At 61.6% G+C, this 16,803-nt stretch carries 16 protein-coding genes; 7 read left to right on the top strand and 9 right to left on the bottom strand.

What is annotated here, in order from left to right; translation table 11 throughout:
• The first annotated feature begins 195 nt into the window (after window positions 1-195).
• The gene (locus K3758_RS03125) at window positions 196-1,614 is read left to right on the top strand and encodes an amidase family protein (protein WP_259947537.1); all 1,419 of its coding nucleotides are present in this window, start codon (window positions 196-198) and stop codon (window positions 1,612-1,614) included.
• A 219-nt stretch (window positions 1,615-1,833) separates the two neighbouring features.
• On the opposite strand, the gene K3758_RS03120 is transcribed toward K3758_RS03125, so the two are convergent.
• A complete protein-coding gene (locus K3758_RS03120; RefSeq protein ID WP_067622040.1) occupies window positions 1,834-2,145 on the bottom strand; it encodes an ETC complex I subunit in 312 nt (103 codons plus the stop codon).
• Between the two features lie 141 nt (window positions 2,146-2,286).
• Here K3758_RS03120 and K3758_RS03115 point away from each other — a divergent pair, with 141 nt between their 5' ends.
• Window positions 2,287-2,571: an antifreeze protein gene (locus K3758_RS03115; protein ID WP_120350183.1), complete on the top strand. Its 285-nt coding sequence runs from the start codon at window positions 2,287-2,289 to the stop codon at window positions 2,569-2,571.
• A gap of 87 nt (window positions 2,572-2,658) precedes the next feature.
• A complete protein-coding gene (gene uvrB / locus K3758_RS03110) occupies window positions 2,659-4,863 on the top strand; it encodes an excinuclease ABC subunit UvrB (protein WP_120350182.1) in 2,205 nt (734 codons plus the stop codon).
• A gap of 63 nt (window positions 4,864-4,926) precedes the next feature.
• On the opposite strand, the gene K3758_RS03105 is transcribed toward uvrB, so the two are convergent.
• A complete protein-coding gene (locus K3758_RS03105; protein ID WP_259947531.1) occupies window positions 4,927-5,196 on the bottom strand; it encodes a GlsB/YeaQ/YmgE family stress response membrane protein in 270 nt (89 codons plus the stop codon).
• 238 nt (window positions 5,197-5,434) lie between these two features.
• Window positions 5,435-5,791, bottom strand: coding sequence for a PRC-barrel domain-containing protein (locus K3758_RS03100; RefSeq protein ID WP_120350180.1), 357 nt, complete (start codon window positions 5,789-5,791; stop codon window positions 5,435-5,437).
• A 180-nt stretch (window positions 5,792-5,971) separates the two neighbouring features.
• Here K3758_RS03100 and K3758_RS03095 point away from each other — a divergent pair, with 180 nt between their 5' ends.
• Together K3758_RS03095 and K3758_RS03090 are read left to right on the top strand one after the other, a co-directional pair.
• Entirely contained in the window at window positions 5,972-6,157 is a 186-nt protein-coding gene (locus K3758_RS03095) for a PLDc N-terminal domain-containing protein (protein WP_067622028.1), read from the top strand.
• A 118-nt stretch (window positions 6,158-6,275) separates the two neighbouring features.
• Window positions 6,276-6,947 carry a hypothetical protein gene (locus K3758_RS03090; protein WP_259947527.1) on the top strand — a complete coding sequence of 224 codons (672 nt, stop codon included), beginning with the start codon at window positions 6,276-6,278 and terminating at the stop codon, window positions 6,945-6,947.
• 59 nt (window positions 6,948-7,006) lie between these two features.
• Here the strand turns inward: K3758_RS03090 and K3758_RS03085 are convergent, their stop codons facing one another.
• The 3 genes from K3758_RS03085 to K3758_RS03075 form a co-directional block, all read right to left on the bottom strand.
• Complete coding sequence (locus tag K3758_RS03085; protein WP_259947525.1) at window positions 7,007-9,295, bottom strand: glycoside hydrolase family 55 protein; 2,289 nt, start codon at window positions 9,293-9,295, stop codon at window positions 7,007-7,009.
• 147 nt (window positions 9,296-9,442) lie between these two features.
• On the bottom strand, window positions 9,443-9,844 hold the full coding sequence (locus K3758_RS03080) for a DUF4864 domain-containing protein (RefSeq protein WP_259947522.1): 402 nt from the start codon (window positions 9,842-9,844) through the stop codon (window positions 9,443-9,445).
• A gap of 73 nt (window positions 9,845-9,917) precedes the next feature.
• Window positions 9,918-11,498, bottom strand: a complete 1,581-nt coding sequence (locus K3758_RS03075; protein ID WP_259947521.1) for a lysine--tRNA ligase — start codon at window positions 11,496-11,498, stop codon at window positions 9,918-9,920.
• 122 nt (window positions 11,499-11,620) lie between these two features.
• On the opposite strand from K3758_RS03075, the gene K3758_RS03070 reads away from it, so the two are divergent.
• On the top strand, window positions 11,621-12,043 hold the full coding sequence (locus K3758_RS03070) for a tellurite resistance TerB family protein (RefSeq protein WP_259947520.1): 423 nt from the start codon (window positions 11,621-11,623) through the stop codon (window positions 12,041-12,043).
• A gap of 7 nt (window positions 12,044-12,050) precedes the next feature.
• On the opposite strand, the gene dacB is transcribed toward K3758_RS03070, so the two are convergent.
• The gene (gene dacB / locus K3758_RS03065; protein WP_259947519.1) at window positions 12,051-13,646 is read right to left on the bottom strand and encodes a D-alanyl-D-alanine carboxypeptidase/D-alanyl-D-alanine-endopeptidase; all 1,596 of its coding nucleotides are present in this window, start codon (window positions 13,644-13,646) and stop codon (window positions 12,051-12,053) included.
• A 100-nt stretch (window positions 13,647-13,746) separates the two neighbouring features.
• Between dacB and K3758_RS03060 the strand changes: the two genes are divergently transcribed.
• The gene (locus tag K3758_RS03060) at window positions 13,747-14,580 is read left to right on the top strand and encodes a DMT family transporter (protein ID WP_259947518.1); all 834 of its coding nucleotides are present in this window, start codon (window positions 13,747-13,749) and stop codon (window positions 14,578-14,580) included.
• Here the strand turns inward: K3758_RS03060 and K3758_RS03055 are convergent.
• Both K3758_RS03055 and K3758_RS03050 read right to left on the bottom strand, forming a co-directional pair.
• The gene (locus K3758_RS03055; RefSeq protein ID WP_259947517.1) at window positions 14,572-15,165 is read right to left on the bottom strand and encodes a nicotinate-nucleotide adenylyltransferase; all 594 of its coding nucleotides are present in this window, start codon (window positions 15,163-15,165) and stop codon (window positions 14,572-14,574) included. The genes K3758_RS03060 and K3758_RS03055 overlap by 9 nt on opposite strands.
• A gap of 82 nt (window positions 15,166-15,247) precedes the next feature.
• Window positions 15,248-16,795, bottom strand: coding sequence for an alanine/glycine:cation symporter family protein (locus K3758_RS03050; RefSeq protein WP_409202616.1), 1,548 nt, complete (start codon window positions 16,793-16,795; stop codon window positions 15,248-15,250).
• Window positions 16,796-16,803 lie beyond the last annotated feature (8 nt).

Genomic DNA, 16,803 nt, shown 5'->3' with positions numbered 1-16,803 from the left:
CCATGCGGGACCGCTCTGCCCCCAAACACTGGCCAGCCGCGCAGGGGCTGCGAAAAGCCTGCAATATAACCAGCCCCGACGACGCCCACGCATTTCGCCCCGAATTTACTTGCGTTGCTAAATTCTTTCTCCGAAGTTCGCGACATCGGGGCGCGGATGCCGCTTAGAAAAAACGACTGAACGAAAGGAACCGGAATGACCGACAGTAAACCGCTTTGGCAATGGGACGCGCAGGAAATCGCAAGCGCGACCCGCGCAGGAAAACTCTCGGCGGTTGAAGCGACCGAGGCGGCGATTGCGCGCATGGAAGAGGTCAATCCGGCGTTGAACGCGGTGGTCGAAAACCTCGCCGCCGAGGCCCGCGCCGAAGCGGCAGCGCTCGATAAAAGCAGCGCGCCCAAGGGGCCGCTGCACGGTGTTCCGGTGACCATCAAAATCAACGTAGATCAAAAGGGCCACGCCACCAGCAACGGCGTCCCTGCCTTTAAAGATGTCATTGCGCCCGAAGACGCGCCGGTGGTGCGCAACCTCAAACAAGCGGGCGCAATCGTGATCGGGCGCACCAACACGCCGGAATTCTCCTTTCGCGCCGATACCGACAACCCGCTTTATGGGCGCACCTACAACCCTTGGGGGCGACACCTGTCGGCGGGCGGCTCCTCCGGCGGCGCGGGGGCGGCTGTCATGTCGGGGATTGGCGCGCTGGCGCACGGCAATGACATCGGCGGCTCCCTGCGCTTCCCGGCCTCGGCCAATGGGGCGGTGACGGTAAAGCCGGGTCTGGGCCGGGTGGCCGCATTCAACCCCAGCCAGAAGGCCGAACGGGGCTTTTTGGCGCAATCCATGTCGGTGCAGGGACTGATTGCGCGCAGGGCAGCGGACCTGCATCTGTCGATGCCCAGCCTGATCGCCGCGGATGCGCGTGATCCGTTTCACGTGCCCCTGCCATGGCGCGGCGAAGCGATCGAAGGCCCGATCCGCGTGGCCTTTACCCGCGATGATTTCGGCTTTGGCCTGCACCCGGACGTGGCCACCGCCCTCGACAAGGCGGCATCCGCGCTCTCCAACGCGGGCTATGCCGTCGAAGAAGTGGAGCCGCCGCTCGCCTATGAAACCGGGAAAAATGGGTATCGCGCCCTCATGGGCGAAGTCGAGGCCCTGATGGGCGAGGATATCCTGGCCCATGGGTCTGACGATCTGAAGGCGATCTTTGAAAATTACTACACCGAATACCCGCCCTTCAAAGGCACCGAGCAGCTCGCCATGGTCGCTAAACGCACCCATTACGCGCGCGAATGGTCGATGTTCCTAGAGGATTACCCCCTCGTGCTGACCCCTTTCATGTTTGCTCCGTTCTTCACAGCCGGGCGCGACACCGAAGGTCTGGAAGGCGTTCGTGAGGTCTTGGGCAAGGGGCTTTGGTCTTTCGTCATGAACTTTACCGGCCTGCCCGCGGGCAACATCCCCACGCATATCGCAGAGCTGCCCAGCGGACCGCAGCCCATCGGCGTGCAAATCGCAGGCCGCCGCTGGCGCGAAGATCTTATCGTCGACGCCATGGCGGCGATCGAAGGCGAGATTCCTCCGGCGTGCACCAGATTGTGGGGCAATTGAGGCGATCATCGGGGCTGTAACGTTCCGCAGAAACGGAGCGGCGGCAGCCCCGGCTGAGACCTGATCTTGCGGAACCAAGTGAAGGTCACTGGCGCTTAAACAGCGCCAGTCTTCGCCACTGTGGCAGTTGTCAGCGAGATCGCTGCACAATCACGCAAGCCCTCCGCAAGCGGGGCCAGCAACTATGTTGATCAGGTGAAGTGCAGAGCCGTCTGACCCTCAGTGAGTCCACGCCCCACGCCGCCCGGTCGCGAAATTCTCGCCATAGCCACCGGCGCGGATGTTGGGCTTGCGCTTGTTGGGCAGTTGCACCTGCGCGTCGATGCCGTGATCGCGGGCGTATTCTTCGGCGGCTTCGCGGGTGTCGAACTGCAAGCGCACTTGGCTCTGCGTATCATCGGACGAGGTCCAGCCCATCAGCGGATCAACGCTGCGCGCTTCCGCGGGCGAAAACTCAAGCAACCAAACACGGGTCTTGGCCGTGCCGGAGGACATCGCTGTACGGGCGGGTTGGTAGATACGTGCGCGCATTTCGGGACTCTCGCTTCAGGAACCTCGGGCTTTATCTAATATTCCGTGCCAAGGGGCAAGGGAATGCAGGATCGTGCAAATAAACCCTACCATGCTGCGGTGCAGAGACTACATGATGGCTACCTCATTGGAGTACACGATATGACCCCCTTTACCTTCTTTGCTTTACAAAGCCAGTTTGCCGCCTTGGCGGTCGAAACCCAGATCGTGATGTCCCTGCGCCTTTTGGCCATGGCCGGTGCGCTGCCCGCGCGCCCCGGTGAAAATAACCGCATGGTCGCCGAGAAAGGCCCCGCCATGGTTAAAGCCTTCAGCGCCGGGACGCAGGCGATGATGCTGGGCAAAAGCCCCGATCAGGTCATGAACGCCTCGCTCGCGCCCCTTGCCCGCAAGGTGCGACAGAATCGCAAACGGCTGATGAAGTAGCGGCAAAAGCGCCCTTCGCGGCCCCCTGCCCCTTGAACCCCGCGTGAAAGAGGGCACCTATGGGAAGCTTGACGAAGGATACCCGCGATGCCCTATGCCCATTCCGACAAATCCGAGGGGATGCCGATGCTGGCAAACCCCGCGCCAGACGTGCGCAGCCGCCCCAAGCTGGAGGGCGGCCATAAGTTCAAGCTGGTGACCGAGTTCGCTCCGGCGGGCGACCAGCCCACCGCGATCAAGGAATTGACCGAAGGGGTGAACTCGGGCGAACGCGATCAGGTGCTTCTGGGCGCGACCGGCACGGGCAAGACTTTCACCATGGCCAAGGTAATCGAGGAAACGCAGCGCCCGGCGATCATCCTTGCGCCCAACAAGACGCTGGCGGCGCAGCTTTACGGCGAATTCAAGGGCTTCTTCCCCGACAACGCGGTGGAATATTTCGTCTCATACTACGACTACTACCAGCCCGAAGCCTATGTCGCGCGGTCCGATACCTTCATTGAGAAGGAAAGCCAGATCAACGAACAGATCGACCGGATGCGCCACTCCGCCACCCGCGCGCTGTTGGAGCGTGACGACGTGATCATCGTGGCCTCGGTTTCCTGCATCTACGGCATCGGTAGCGTCGAGACCTACGGCGCGATGACGCAAGACTTGAAAGCGGGCGGCATGTACGACCAGCGCAAGGTGATCGCCGATCTGGTGGCGCAGCAGTACAAGCGCAACGATGCAGCATTCCAGCGCGGCTCTTTCCGTGTGCGCGGCGACAGCCTTGAAATCTTCCCCGCTCACCTTGATGACCGCGCATGGCGGCTCAGCTTCTTCGGCGAGGAATTGGAAAGCATCACCGAATTCGACCCGCTGACGGGCGAGAAGACGGACACGTTCGACCAGATCCGCGTCTACGCCAACAGCCACTACGTCACGCCGAAACCGACGATGTCCCAAGCTATCATCGGCATCAAGAAAGAGTTGCGCACCCGGCTCGACCAACTGGTCGCCGATGGCAAACTGCTGGAAGCGCAGCGGCTGGAACAGCGCACCAATTTCGACATTGAGATGCTAGAGGCCACCGGCGTCTGCAACGGGATCGAGAACTATTCGCGCTATCTGACGGGCCGCGCACCGGGTGAGCCGCCCCCCACCCTCTTCGAATTCATCCCCGACAGCGCCATCGTCTTTGCCGATGAAAGCCACGTCTCGGTCCCGCAGATCGGCGGCATGTACAAAGGCGACTATCGGCGCAAATTCACGCTGGCCGAACACGGCTTCCGTCTGCCGTCCTGCATGGACAACCGCCCGTTGAAGTTCGAGGAATGGGACGCCATGCGCCCGCAGTCGGTCTTTGTCTCGGCCACGCCCGCGGCGTGGGAGATTGAGCAGACCGGCGGTGTGTTTACTGAACAGGTGATCCGCCCCACCGGCCTGCTGGACCCCCAAGTCGAGATCCGGCCCGTCGAGATGCAGGTCGATGACCTGCTCGACGAGGTCCGCAAAGTCGCCGCTGATGGCTACCGCACACTTTGCACCGTGCTGACCAAACGCATGGCCGAAGACCTCACCGAATACATGCACGAACAGGGCATCCGCGTGCGCTATATGCACTCCGACATCGACACGATCGAGCGGATCGAAATCCTGCGCGATCTGCGGCTCGGGGCCTTTGATGTGCTGATCGGGATCAACCTGCTGCGTGAGGGGCTCGACATTCCCGAATGTGGGCTGGTGGCCATTCTAGATGCCGACAAAGAAGGCTTCCTGCGCTCGGAAACCTCATTGATTCAGACCATTGGCCGCGCCGCGCGAAACGCCGAAGGCCGGGTCATCATGTATGCCGACCGCATCACCGGTTCGATGGAACGCGCCATGGGCGAGACTGAGCGCCGCCGCGTCAAGCAGATCGCCTATAACGAAGAACACGGCATCACCCCCGCGACGGTCAAGAAGAACGTCGAAGACATCCTTGCCGGGCTCTACAAAGGCGATGTGGACATGAACCGCGTCACCGCCAAAGTCGACAACCCGTTGGCAGGCGGCAATTTGCAAACCGTGCTCGACGGGCTGCGCACCGACATGCGCAAAGCGGCCGAGAACCTTGAGTTCGAAGAGGCCGCAAGGCTGCGCGATGAAGTCAAACGGCTGGAGGCGGTGGATTTGGCCGTGGCCGATGACCCGATGGCCCGGCAGCAAGCGGTGGACCGCGCTGTCGATGCGGCCCAACAAGCCTCGGGGCGCAGCACCTCTGGCCGCGGCGGGATGCGCGGCGGCAACGTCAAGCGCCGCAAACGGTAACGCAAAAGGGCCGCCCCCCATGGGGTGGCCCTTACGCAGGATCAGAACGTCAGAGCGGCGAAGCTACCGTCGAAGTGCCGCCACCAAGGCCAGCACCAGTGCCGCGCCAATCGCCGCAACGACCAGCAGCAAAAGCAAGCCCCCCGCCGCCACCACCGTGACGCCAAGCGCGGCAAGGATAAAGGGCAGCGCAACGGCGCCCACAACCCCCAGAATGAGGTACAGAATTCGGTTCCGGCCTGCCACGGCGCCAGCAATCGCCCCAGCAGCAAGCCCGACGACCACAAGCGCGATCAGCGCCACCGCGCCAAGCGTATCAAGAAAGGCTTCCATCAAACGGATCTCCTACATCAGATGAATGGTACGAATGGCACGCCGCACCCCGCGAGGGTAAGCAGCAGGCTAAAAGCGATCAATCGGCGCATCGAGAATTCCCTTTTCAGTCACGGCCAAACCGGCCGTCCCGGCATGAGACCCGATCCGCGCCGCGAAAACAATGGGCTGCGCTGAATATCGCCCCCACAAAAAAGGGAGGCGATACCGCCTCCCCCTTGTCAGTCGGGAATACCGATCAAAGCCAGTAGTAGGGCACGCCGTAGTGGTCAAACGTGCGCTCTTGCCATGCGCGGTCGCTGTGCCACTGTTCGGTTCGTTCCGGCGCACCTTTGACCGTGGCCTCGTCGATGTTTGTCCTGAAACCATCGCGGGCCGGATCATAGTCCAGCGCGTTCCAAGGCACGGGGTAATGCTCTTCTCCGATGCCGAGAAAGCCGCCGAAACCCATCACGGCATAGGCAACCTTGCCGGATTTCTTGTCGATCATCAGGTGGTCGATATGGCCGATTTCGGTCCCATCCGCGCTGAAAACGGCGGTGCCGTTCACATTGTCCGAAGAAACCAGCGATGCGGGTGCTGTTGTGTCAGTCATGGCTTGTTCCTCTCATGATTGCTGTAATGACAAAACCCAAGGCAGACGGCGCCGGTTCCCGTCATGCGGGCGGGCTGGCAAAGATCGGCTCACTTCCGCGCGGCGCGGCTTGGGAACTATTTGGCCCTCGCTTGGGTTGATCACTCAATAGAAACACACGCATTCGAGAGGGATCATACAATGGAATATGGACTTTTAGGGCTCATCGTCCTCATCGCCGACATCTACGCCATCTATCAGGTAATCACCTCAAACGCCTCGGGCGCTGCCAAAATCGCTTGGGTGTTGGGCATCATCATCCTGCCTGTACTCGGCTTCATCGTCTGGCTGATCGCAGGCCCACGTGGCAACAAAGCCCACGTGTAACAGCCCTGACATAGACGACCCCGAAACCCGGTGCCCTTGGCGCCGGGTTTTTACGTTCGACCGTCCGAAGCAACGATTTGTTAACCGCTATTAACCAAGATCGCCGCAGGAGCCTGCCATGCGATCTGCCTTTTGCCTCACCCTGCTGGCCTGCCAGCTAAGCCCCGTCGCCGCCCCGGCCGGACCATGGCTGCGCGAAGAGGGCACGACTTTCATCTCAAGCTCCTTCTCGGCGACCTATTTCTACGACCTCAGCCAAAGCACCTATATCGAATACGGGCTGCGCGAGACCCTGACCCTCGGCTTCGACCTGAACACCACTCAAAGCCGCTTTGGCCAGCAAAGCGGCCATGCCACCGTTTTCCTGCGTTTTCCCTTAGGAGAGACGACCGAATTGGGGCGTTGGGCCTATGACATCGGCGCCGGAGCAAGCTGGTCGGAGGATCTAATCTCTCCCCACCTCCGGGCGGGGCTGTCTTGGGGCCGCGGCTTTACCTTGGGCGCGCGAAACGGCTGGCTGACCGTCGATACTTCGGCAAGGTGGGAGTTTGGGTTTTCGCAAGAGGTCATTAAGATCGACAGCACCGCCGGGCTGGACTTCACTCCGGTGACCACCGGAATGGCGCAGGTCTTTCTGACCTACACCGGGGGCGAAACCTACGCCAAATTCGCGCCGTCCATCGTCCTGTCGCCCAGCTTTAGCAAGTACCGCCTGCAATTGGGCAGCGAAATTCCAATCGACGCGCCCGAAAATACCGCCCTCACCCTCAGCCTCTGGCGGGAGTTCTGACAAAAAAGGCCCCGCCGATCTCCGGCAGGGCCCTTCAGTGGTTCAGCAAGCCGCCGGGATCAGCGGTTGTCCATCCGCACCATCACCGAGACCTTCCCCTTCACCGGCGTCGGCCAGACCACATGAAGCTGATCTCGGTCCGGCCCTTCGGCATGTGTCACGTAAGGCATATCAAACTGCGCCACGTTGTTGCTGTTGCGGATCGCACCATGAGCTACCACCGCATCGCTGTTCAGCGCCTGCCCCTCGAAAGGCAGATGGCCCGCCGTATCGATCACCCAAGTCTCTGATGGCGTAGACTGCGTGAACTCAATCTCGGCCATATTCTCCACCTGCGTGGTCACCGCATGGAAGGAATTGCCCTTCATCACCACGTTCTTGCAGCGCGACAGATCAAGGTCGGCAAAGGTCGTATCCACCCGCTCCGCCCGGTCGATGCTGCCGTTCAGGCTGCGGAAACGGTTGCCGGTGATCGCCACCCCGCTCAGGAAATGCCCCGCGCCATGCGGTTTTACCACGATATAGCTGAACCAAGGCGCCACCTCGCCCGACAGAAAGATATTGTCGCTGATGCTGAGTGCACTGAACGAATAGCCCGAAGTGAAGGCGGGGGTCGGGTCCTGCTCATTCGTCCATTCGATAAAGCAGTTGTCGACGTAATTGCCCGTCACCACCGCGCTGGTATGCGCCGAGGCAAGGATGAGTCCCGCCGAGCGCACACCGTTGTCGACCTCATCCCCTTGAAAGAAGTGATTGCCCGTCACGATGCTGTTGCCCCCCGCCAGCAGCGCGAAATGGCGGAACTTGGTGGCGCGGCAGTCGCGCAGCTTCACGTCGTTGGCGTTGGTGTTAAGTGCGATAGAGGTCCGGTTCGGTACGGTCAGCGCATCCTCCGCCGACAGGAACTGGCAGCGGTCGATCAACATGCCCTGACAGCCCCCGCCGATCGACGTGACGCCGCGGTCCTTGGGGCGGCTGACGAAACAGTCGCGCAGGTGAAAGATCAGCCCCGCAGGCGCAAGGTTGATCGCGCTACAGCGGTTGTTGCACTGGAATTCGATGTCGGCCATCACGAACTTCGACAGCGAGGCGAAGCCGCTGAAATCCACCATGTGTTGGAACTTGCGGAAGGTGAAATTCTGCGTCCCCTCCGCATCGTAGAGCGGCGCATTAAGGGTGATCTCCTGCGTGGCGACGTTTTTGGAGCGCACATAGATCTCGCGCCCCACCCCGGTGCCCTCAACCAGCGCGCCGACGGGCACATTGGCGATATTGGTCACATTGGTCAGCTTGCGGCTATCCGAGGCGGCATAGCGCGCCTGAGAGGTCATCACCACCGTGTCCCAATTGCTGCTCGACGCCGCCTCAAGCTGGCCATTTCGGATCACCCGACGCGTGGCATAGCTGGTCTTGTCCGGCACCGCCGCCTGCATATCCAGCGGCCCGGTCACATTCACCTTGCGCCCGCCCATGTCGAGAGAGTCGTGATCCGCGTTGTTCAGAAGCGCCTGAAACGCTTTGAGAAAAGCGGTCTCTTCGTTTTCGAAGGCTTCGATATAGCTGGGCAGGTCAAAGTTGCGGCGCAGCAGCAGAACGGCCCCCACCGGCATGGTGACATGGCCCTCAAACTTGACCGGCGTGTCAAAGGTGACATCCCCGTTCAGCAGATAATTCCCCGCAGGCACCAAGACCGTGCGCCCGTCGGCGGCGGCATTGGCGGCCTCAAAGGCGGCTGTGTCATCGCTCACCCCATTGCCCACCGCGCCAAAGTCGCGCACATCGACCTGCGCCAACATGTCCCGCAGGAAAACCGAGGTGACATCTTCGATCTCAATATCGTCGATCCGAACCACGCCACCGGTCGGCCCGGTCAGGTCCAGCCCGAAATGGCCATAGACGGCCCCGGTGCCCCAAACCATGTCGACGCCGCCTCGGTCGCCGCTGCCGATGATCGCGCTCACCTCGACCACCTCGCCATAGGTTGTCAGCGTCTCCGCGGGGCCAGCTTCCGTCACACCGCTCACCCGGCCCCCGCCCGATTGCGCCGGGTATCCCGCGATCCGCACCATGGGCAGATTGCCACTGACCGCCTTCACCCGCGCCGTCACCCGCAGGTAACACCCCGGCAGCAGCGTGGTTTGCCCCATGTAGCGCAATTGTTGGGTACTTTGGGTCTTCAGCAATTCCAGCGCCCCGCCGAAATCCTGATCTGCCGGGACAAAGGCCGCATTGGCCGCGTTCTCATAGGTGTCCGACCCCGGCGTGCCATCGCCGCTTGACCAGACATCCAGACCCGCCGCAAAGGGTGTCGGCATCAGCACCACGCCGTCGGTAATCGCCTTGTTCATCGCTTTTCCTTTCCCCGGTCCGCACCTCCCACCGGGGCGCGCCGCTCAACTGATCTGGCTCGGACAGGCCGAACCGCGAGGTCAGGGAAGTATCAACAATGTGTTAATCGCCGCTTGGCCCGCCGTGCGGGCACCGCGCAACAGCGCTCAGACGTTGGCCCCCGGCGCGTCGAGGATCTGCACCCCTCCGATGCGCCAGCCTGCGTCCGTCTGCTCCATCAGATAGCCCAGCAAATGGGTGAACCCCTTGGGGTCGACAACCTGCACCACCTGATAAAAGCGCGCCCCATCCGCGCGACGGTCAAGAAACCGTACCTCGGCAGGGTTCTGCACCATGGGATAGCCGTTGCTCACCATGCTGCGAAAGTTCTCGGGGGTCTGGAAAAAGCGCTGCAAATTCGGCGTGGCGAATTCGAGGGCAGCGGCAAAGTCATCCGCGCGAAAGGCGTCGAATTGGCTGTTGATCGTCTCTTCGATCTCGGCCTGCTGCGCCATAGCACCAAAGCTCAGGAGGGCCGACAGCACCAGCCCTCCGAAAAATGTGAACATCCCTTTACGCATCGCCTTTCCCCCTTTGCCCATATTGAATGATCTAAGTCACGCAAGGGCAGAGGCAAAAGTTTCACGTGTTGGTCAGCTTGCCTTCCAGTGCGGCGTCGATCAATGCCACGGTCTCATCCACGCCGTAAAGCGCGATAAACCCACCAAATCGCGGCCCTTGGCTGGCCCCCAGCAGCACTTCGTAAAGCGCCGTGAACCAGTCGCGCAGCGGGTCGAAACGCTCTTTGCCGACGGCAAAAACCATGCTCTGCAACGCCTCGGCATCCAGACCACCGTCCCAAACCTTCAGCCGCTCGCGCAGGTCTTCCAGCGCTTCGCGCTCCAGATCGCTCGGCGCGCGGAACACTTTCGTCGGTTTGACGAAGTCATTGAAATAGCGCACCGCATGGCCCGCCGCCTGATCCATTCCGGGGTTGTTTTCCGGCGTGGCCTCAGGCGCATAGCGCTGGATAAAGCCCCAAAGCTGCGACTTGTCCTCGGCGCTCGACACGCTCGCAAGGTTCAGCAGCATTGAGAAGGGCACCACCATATCCGACTGGGGCACATCGCCGCCATGGATATGCCAAACCGGATTGTTGAGCCGCGCCTTGGTGTCCTGCGTCTCATAGGCCCGCAGCTGCTGGTGGTATTCGTCCACCGCCTTGGGGATCACGTCGAAATACATGCGCTTGGCCGTTTTGGGCTTTTGGAACATGAAATACGACAGGCTCTCAGTGCTGGCATAGGTCAGCCACTGGTCGATCGAAATGCCGTTGCCAGAGGACTTGGAAATCTTCTGACCGTTCTCATCAAGGAACAGCTCATAGCTGAAATGCTCGGGCTTCTTGCCGCCAAGGATCTCACAGATGCGGTCATAGATCGCGGTATTGGTCGCGTGTTCTTTGCCGTACATCTCAAAGTCGACATCCAGAGCGGCCCAACGCGCGCCGAAATCGGGCTTCCATTGCAGCTTCACGTTGCCGCCTGTCACCGGCAGGGTCATCTCGGTGCCATCCTCGTCGTCGAAGGTGATCGTGCCGTCCTTGGCGTTGACCTCTTTCATCGGCACATAAAGCACGCGGCCCGTCTCGGGGTGGATCGGTAGAAAGATCGAATAGGTCTGACGACGCTCCTCGCGCAGCGACTTCAGCATCACCGCCATGATCTCATCATACTTTTCGCAGGCGCGCAGCAGCACCTCGTCGAATTGACCAGAACGATAGAATTCGCGCGCGGAATAAAACTCATACTCGAACCCAAAGGTATCGAGGAACCGGCGCAGCATGGCGTTGTTGTGGTGGCCAAAGCTCTCATGCGTGCCGAACGGGTCCGGCACCACGGTCAGCGGCTTGTGCATGTGCTCTTTCAGCATGTCCTGCTGCGGCACGTTGCCGGGCACTTTGCGCATGCCATCCAGATCGTCCGAGAAACATACCAGCTTGGTGGGAATATCGCTGATCTCTTCAAAGGCGCGCTTGATCATCGTGGTGCGCAGCACCTCACCAAAGGTCCCGATATGCGGCAAGCCGGAAGGGCCATAGCCCGTCTCGAACAGCACATAGCCCTTCTCTGGCGGTTTCTTGGCATAACGTTTGAGCACCCGGCGCGCTTCTTCAAAGGGCCATGCTTTGCTGCTGAGTGCCGCGTCTCGGGTCTCGGACATGTTAGATCATCCATCTTTTGGCGCCCCTGCGCCCAATGCGCACGGGGTCGCCCGTTCCTATTGCTTCGCACCGTGAGGGTCAATATTCTGCACCGCAACATACCTGTGCAAAGGATACCGCGATGCCCGACACATCTTCCCTCTCGCTCAGCGCCCAAGACAGCCTTGTCGCGCTGATGATCGCGGTCTCGGCCTCGGACGAAGACATTCGCACCGCCGAACTGGTGAAAATCGAATCCGCGCTGAACCTGCTGCCGGTGTTTTCGGGCTACGACAACGACCGCGTCGCGACGATCAGCAAGACGGTCTTTGACCTGTTCGAGCAGGAAGACGGGCTGGATGCCCTTTTTGGCCTGATCCGCGAAGCCCTGCCCGAGCGTTTGAATGAGACCGGCTATGCGCTGGCCTGCGACGTGGCCGCCGCCGATGGCACGCTCGACGAAGCCGAACTGCGCCTGCTGGAAGAGATCCGCTATGAACTCAACATCGACCGGCTCCACGCCGCCGCGATTGAGCGCGGCGCGCGGGCGCGGCATCTGACCTGAGCGCGGGTTAGGACTCTTCCAGTACGGCTTCCTGCTCTGCGTCGCCCTCGGCGTCAGGCTCGGGGGCCGTCTGCGTTTCAGGCTCGGCTGCGGCTTCCGGCTCGGGCTTTACGGCCACGTTATAGAGCAGCCCCCAACGCTCCAGCAGGCCACGCTGCACACGTTTGGCCCGCCCGTTCCACGTCCGCGCCCCCGGCGGACGCTCCCGTTCCGCCCGGCTGATCTTGGCGCGTTCATCGGTGTTCGCGGTCAGGATCGCAAAGGCCAGCACCCGATCTTCGGGCGTAGTTAAAAACCCAGCCAGCGCCGAGACAAAGTTCAGCGTCCCGGTCTTTGCGTCGATCTTGATCGGATTGTTCCGCTCTGGACGGCCCCGGTCATCGCGCAGATAGACCGGTTTCAGAATAGGCCGCAGCCCGGTGCCGTGAATGCGCGCCAGCCCCCCGGCCATGTCGTGCACGGTCATCTTGCTGTCATCGCCAAGGCCCGAGTGGTCGATCATCGCCGGGCTTTCCATGCCCAGCTCCTCGACCGCCCATTTGTTCATCTCCGCCGCCGAGGCCCGCAGGCTGGGCACCGTCCCCAGCCGTTTGGCGCTGGCGGCCAAGCCGACCATCTCTGCCGTGAGGTTGGTGGAATATTCCAGCATGTCCTTCAGGATCGGCCGCAACTTGGCACTGCGATGGGTGACGAGGGTCTCCCCTTCGGGCAGCGCATCGGCCAGTTCCGCATCGCCCAACTTGATGCCGTGGCTGCGGGCAATCGTCGCGAAAATATCGCCCGCATAGACGCCGGGCCGCCGGATCGGCAGCCAACGCGCGCCGCCCGAGCCCAAGGCGCTCTTTGCAACGGTCCAGACATCGCGGTCGGGTTTGTTCTCATAGGTGTAAACCGGCCCGCTTCGATCGACGACTCCCATCGTCGCGGCGCGCACCGCAGGCGCATAACGCCCCGCGCGGCCCTCCATCGTCACGTCATAACCACCGCCACTGCGTTTCCATTCGAAATGCACCCGGTTGTAATTCAACGCGATGCCCGAAACGCCGGGGTTATAGCCCACATGGTCGGGCTGTTCGGGGTCGATCGCAAAGGTCGCGGGAAATGCGCCCTCATAGACCTTGAACGTGCCCTTTACGCCAATGATGCCCGCCTCTTTCAACTCTTCGGCCATCTGGCCCAGATCGTCGCTGTCGAGCGTCGGGTCACCCCCGCCAACGAGGATTAGATCGCCCTGCACCTCGCCATTGACCACACCGCCGGTCGCCAGCAACCGCGTCTCGAAAACGTGATCAGGGCCCAGTTGATCCAGCGCATAAAGCGCGGTGATCGCCTTGATGCTGCTGGCGGGCGGGATGCCATCGGTGGCGTTGGACGCCTCTAGCCAGATTCCGCTTTCGACATCGACCACGGCAAAGGCGACCGTGCCGCTGATCCCGCTGTCTGCGATGATCTCGGAAACGTTAGGAATGGCCTGTTTATACAGGTCGTCATCACGCCCCATGGGGCGCAACGAAGTGGTCGGGGACTCGGCCCAAGCAGAGGCCGCCACCATCGCAGCGGCAGCCGTTCCAAGGAAAATGCGTCGTGTAAAACTCTGGCTCATGGGCTTGATATAAACCCCATGCGGCGTTCGGCCACAACCTGTCTGACAACAGGGGGCCTTTCGCGGTTGCACAAAACCGCCGACCTGCTACCCCGACGTCATGCAACGCGCTATTCCGATCATGTTTATCGCCATGTCACTGATCCCCGCAGGGGACAGCGCGGGCAAGATTTTGACCTCGGGCATGGGCGTGGCACCGGTTTTCGTGGCATGGTCGCGCTTTGCCATCGGCGCGCTGATGGTGCTGCCGTTCCTGCCGCGCGGCACTTGGGACCTGATGCGCGACTGGCGGCTCTGGCTGCGGGCGGCAACGCTGGCCTTGGGCATCACCTGCATTCAAACCGCGCTTCAGACAGAGGCGATTGCCAATGTCTTTGCTGCCTTCTTTATCGGGCCGATGGTAAGCTACCTTTTGGCCGCGATTTTCCTCCGCGAACGCATCAGCCTGTTGCGCAGCGCTATGATCCTGCTGGGCTTTTGCGGTGTGCTGCTGGTGGTGCGTCCAGGGCTGGGCGGCGGCACCGGCGGGCCGGGGCTGCTGTTCGCCGTGGCCGCGGGGCTGTTCTACGGGGTTTTCCTAACCATGTCGCGTTGGCTGTCTGATCTCGCCCCACCCCTTGCGCTGACCTTCACCCAACTGGCAATGAGTGCGGTGATGCTGCTGCCCTTGGGCCTGATGAACCTGCCGCAAGCCACCCTGCCCGTCGCCGGATTAGCGACCGCAAGCGCGCTGTTTTCGATGTTGGGCAATCTGCTGCTGCTCTACGCCTATCGCCGTGCGCCCGCCACACGACTGGCACCTTTGGTCTATTTCCAACTGATCGCGGCGGTGCTGCTGGGGCTCTTCCTGTTCAGCACCCTGCCCGATGCGCTGACATGGGCGGGGCTTGCCGTCATCATCACCGCTGGCATCACCTCGGCCCGGCTACGCTGAGCGCCAGCCCCCGGCAGCGCGCAGCGCGGTGGATGAGACATCGACCATGGGCACATTCACGAAACACCACGCAGGCGCCGTGGCATGGCCCAAGAGCTGGCTGTTCCGCCCCGCGATCCGGTAGGGCGCATAAAGCGCCGCCGCCCGGCTCATCCGGGCCGAGATACGTTGTCCGGGCCGGGCCAGCACGCCCACCGGCACCGTCTCCATAATCTGCCGCCAATCTTGCCAAAGGTGGAACTGCGCAAGGTTATCGGCCCCCATCAACCAGACAAAGCGCACGCCGGGGTAGTGCCGCCGCAGCGCCGCCAGCGTCTGAGCGGTGTAGCGCGTGCCAAGCTGCGCCTCGATGTCCGTAATCTCAACCCTCGGGTGATCCATCACCGCCTGCGCCCGCGCTTTGCGCTGCGCCATGGGCGCTGGCCCGTGTTCTTTCAGTGGATTGCCGGGGCTGAGCAGCCACCACACGCGGTCCAGCCCGAACCGTTTCAACGCCTCGCGGGTGATATGTGCATGCCCCTCATGCGCCGGGTCAAACGACCCGCCCAGCAGGCCGATGACTTGGCCACTTGTGGCGAATGGCATGGTATTGCGCAAGAAAATGGCCCCCGATCGGAAATCAGGGGCCAAAGGAGGGGCATTGCTGCCCTTTGTCAATGCAAGGCGCTTACTTGTGCTTCACGATCTCGCCCGAACGCAGCCGCGCAACATAGCTGTTCAACTCGCGCTTCACGATCGGCATCAGGAAGTAGAGCGCGATGATGTTCACGATCGCCATGGAGAAGAGCATCGCATCGCTAAAGTCGATCACCGGCCCAAGGCTCGCCGCCGCACCGATCACGATGAAGACGCAGAAGATCACCTTGAAGACGAGCTCCTTCACCGCTCCCTCGCCAAACAGATAGGTCCATGCCTTCAGGCCATAGTAAGACCAGCTGATCATCGTCGAAAAGGCAAAGAGCACCACCGCAACCATCAGCAGCACCGGGAACCACGAGAAGGCCCGCGCATAGGCAGCCGAGGTCAGCGCCACGCCGCTCACTTCACCCTCGGTCGCGATCCGGCCCGCCTCGGCGTTCCAGATGTAGAGCCCGGTTTCGGGATCTTGGTTGAGCACGCCGCTGATTACGATGACCAAAGCGGTCATGGTGCAGATCACCACCGTGTCGATGAACGGCTCCAACAGCGCGACATAGCCCTCGGTCACCGGCTCTTTGGTACGCACCGCGGAGTGGGCGATGGCCGCCGAACCGATGCCCGCTTCGTTGGAAAAGGCCGCCCGACGGAAGCCTTGGATCAACGCGCCAGTAAAGCCGCCGACAACGCCCAGACCGGTAAAGGCGCCCATGAAGATCTGGCCAAAGGCCCAGCCGATCATATCCCAGTTGATGATCAGGATCAGGATCGACACCAGCACGTAGAAGACACCCATGAAGGGCACGATCTTTTCCGTCACCCGCGCGATGGATTTCAGACCGCCCGCGATCACGGCAAAGGTCACACCGGCAAGGATCACACCGGTGATCCAGCCCGGATAGTCCCCCAAAACACCTGCAAGCTGCGCATGGGCTTGGTTGGCCTGGAACATATTGCCCCCGCCAAGCGCGCCCAGAATGGTGAAGATCGAGAACAGCACCGCCATGAAGCCACCCAGCGGCAAGCCGCGCTCGGAAAAGCCTTTGACGATGTAATACATCGGCCCGCCCGAGACATGGCCGTCGGGGAATTCATTGCGGTATTTCACCCCGAGCGTACATTCGGTGAACTTGGTCGCCATGCCGAAGAGGCCCGCAACCACCATCCAAAAGGTCGCCCCCGGCCCGCCGATGCTGACAGCCACGGCCACGCCCGCGATGTTGCCCAGACCAACGGTGCCCGACAGCGCCGTTGCCAGCGCCTGAAAGTGGCTGACCTCGCCCGCGTCATCCGGGTCAGAATAATCGCCCCGCACCAGTTGGATCGAATGCCAGAAGCCTTTAACCTGAATGGCACCGAAATAGACGGTAAAGACCACCGCCCCCACGACCAGCCACAGCGCGATCCAAGAGAAATTCGTGCCCGGCAGCGGGGCAAAGATGAAGGAGACATACCAACCGGTGTAATCTGCGAAAATCTGGTTGATACGCTCGTCGAAGCCGACAGCCTCTTGCGCGGCGGCAAAGCTCGGCAGCAATGACGCAAAAACGGCCATCACATAGGTAAACAGCTTGTTCATGGCTTGTC

Origin of the sequence: Sulfitobacter sp. W002, from assembly GCF_025142135.1 — a bacterium.
Lineage (GTDB): Bacteria > Pseudomonadota > Alphaproteobacteria > Rhodobacterales > Rhodobacteraceae > Sulfitobacter > Sulfitobacter profundi.
Note: the sequence above shows the minus strand (reverse complement) of the source record. Positions and strands in the feature narration are given on the sequence as shown.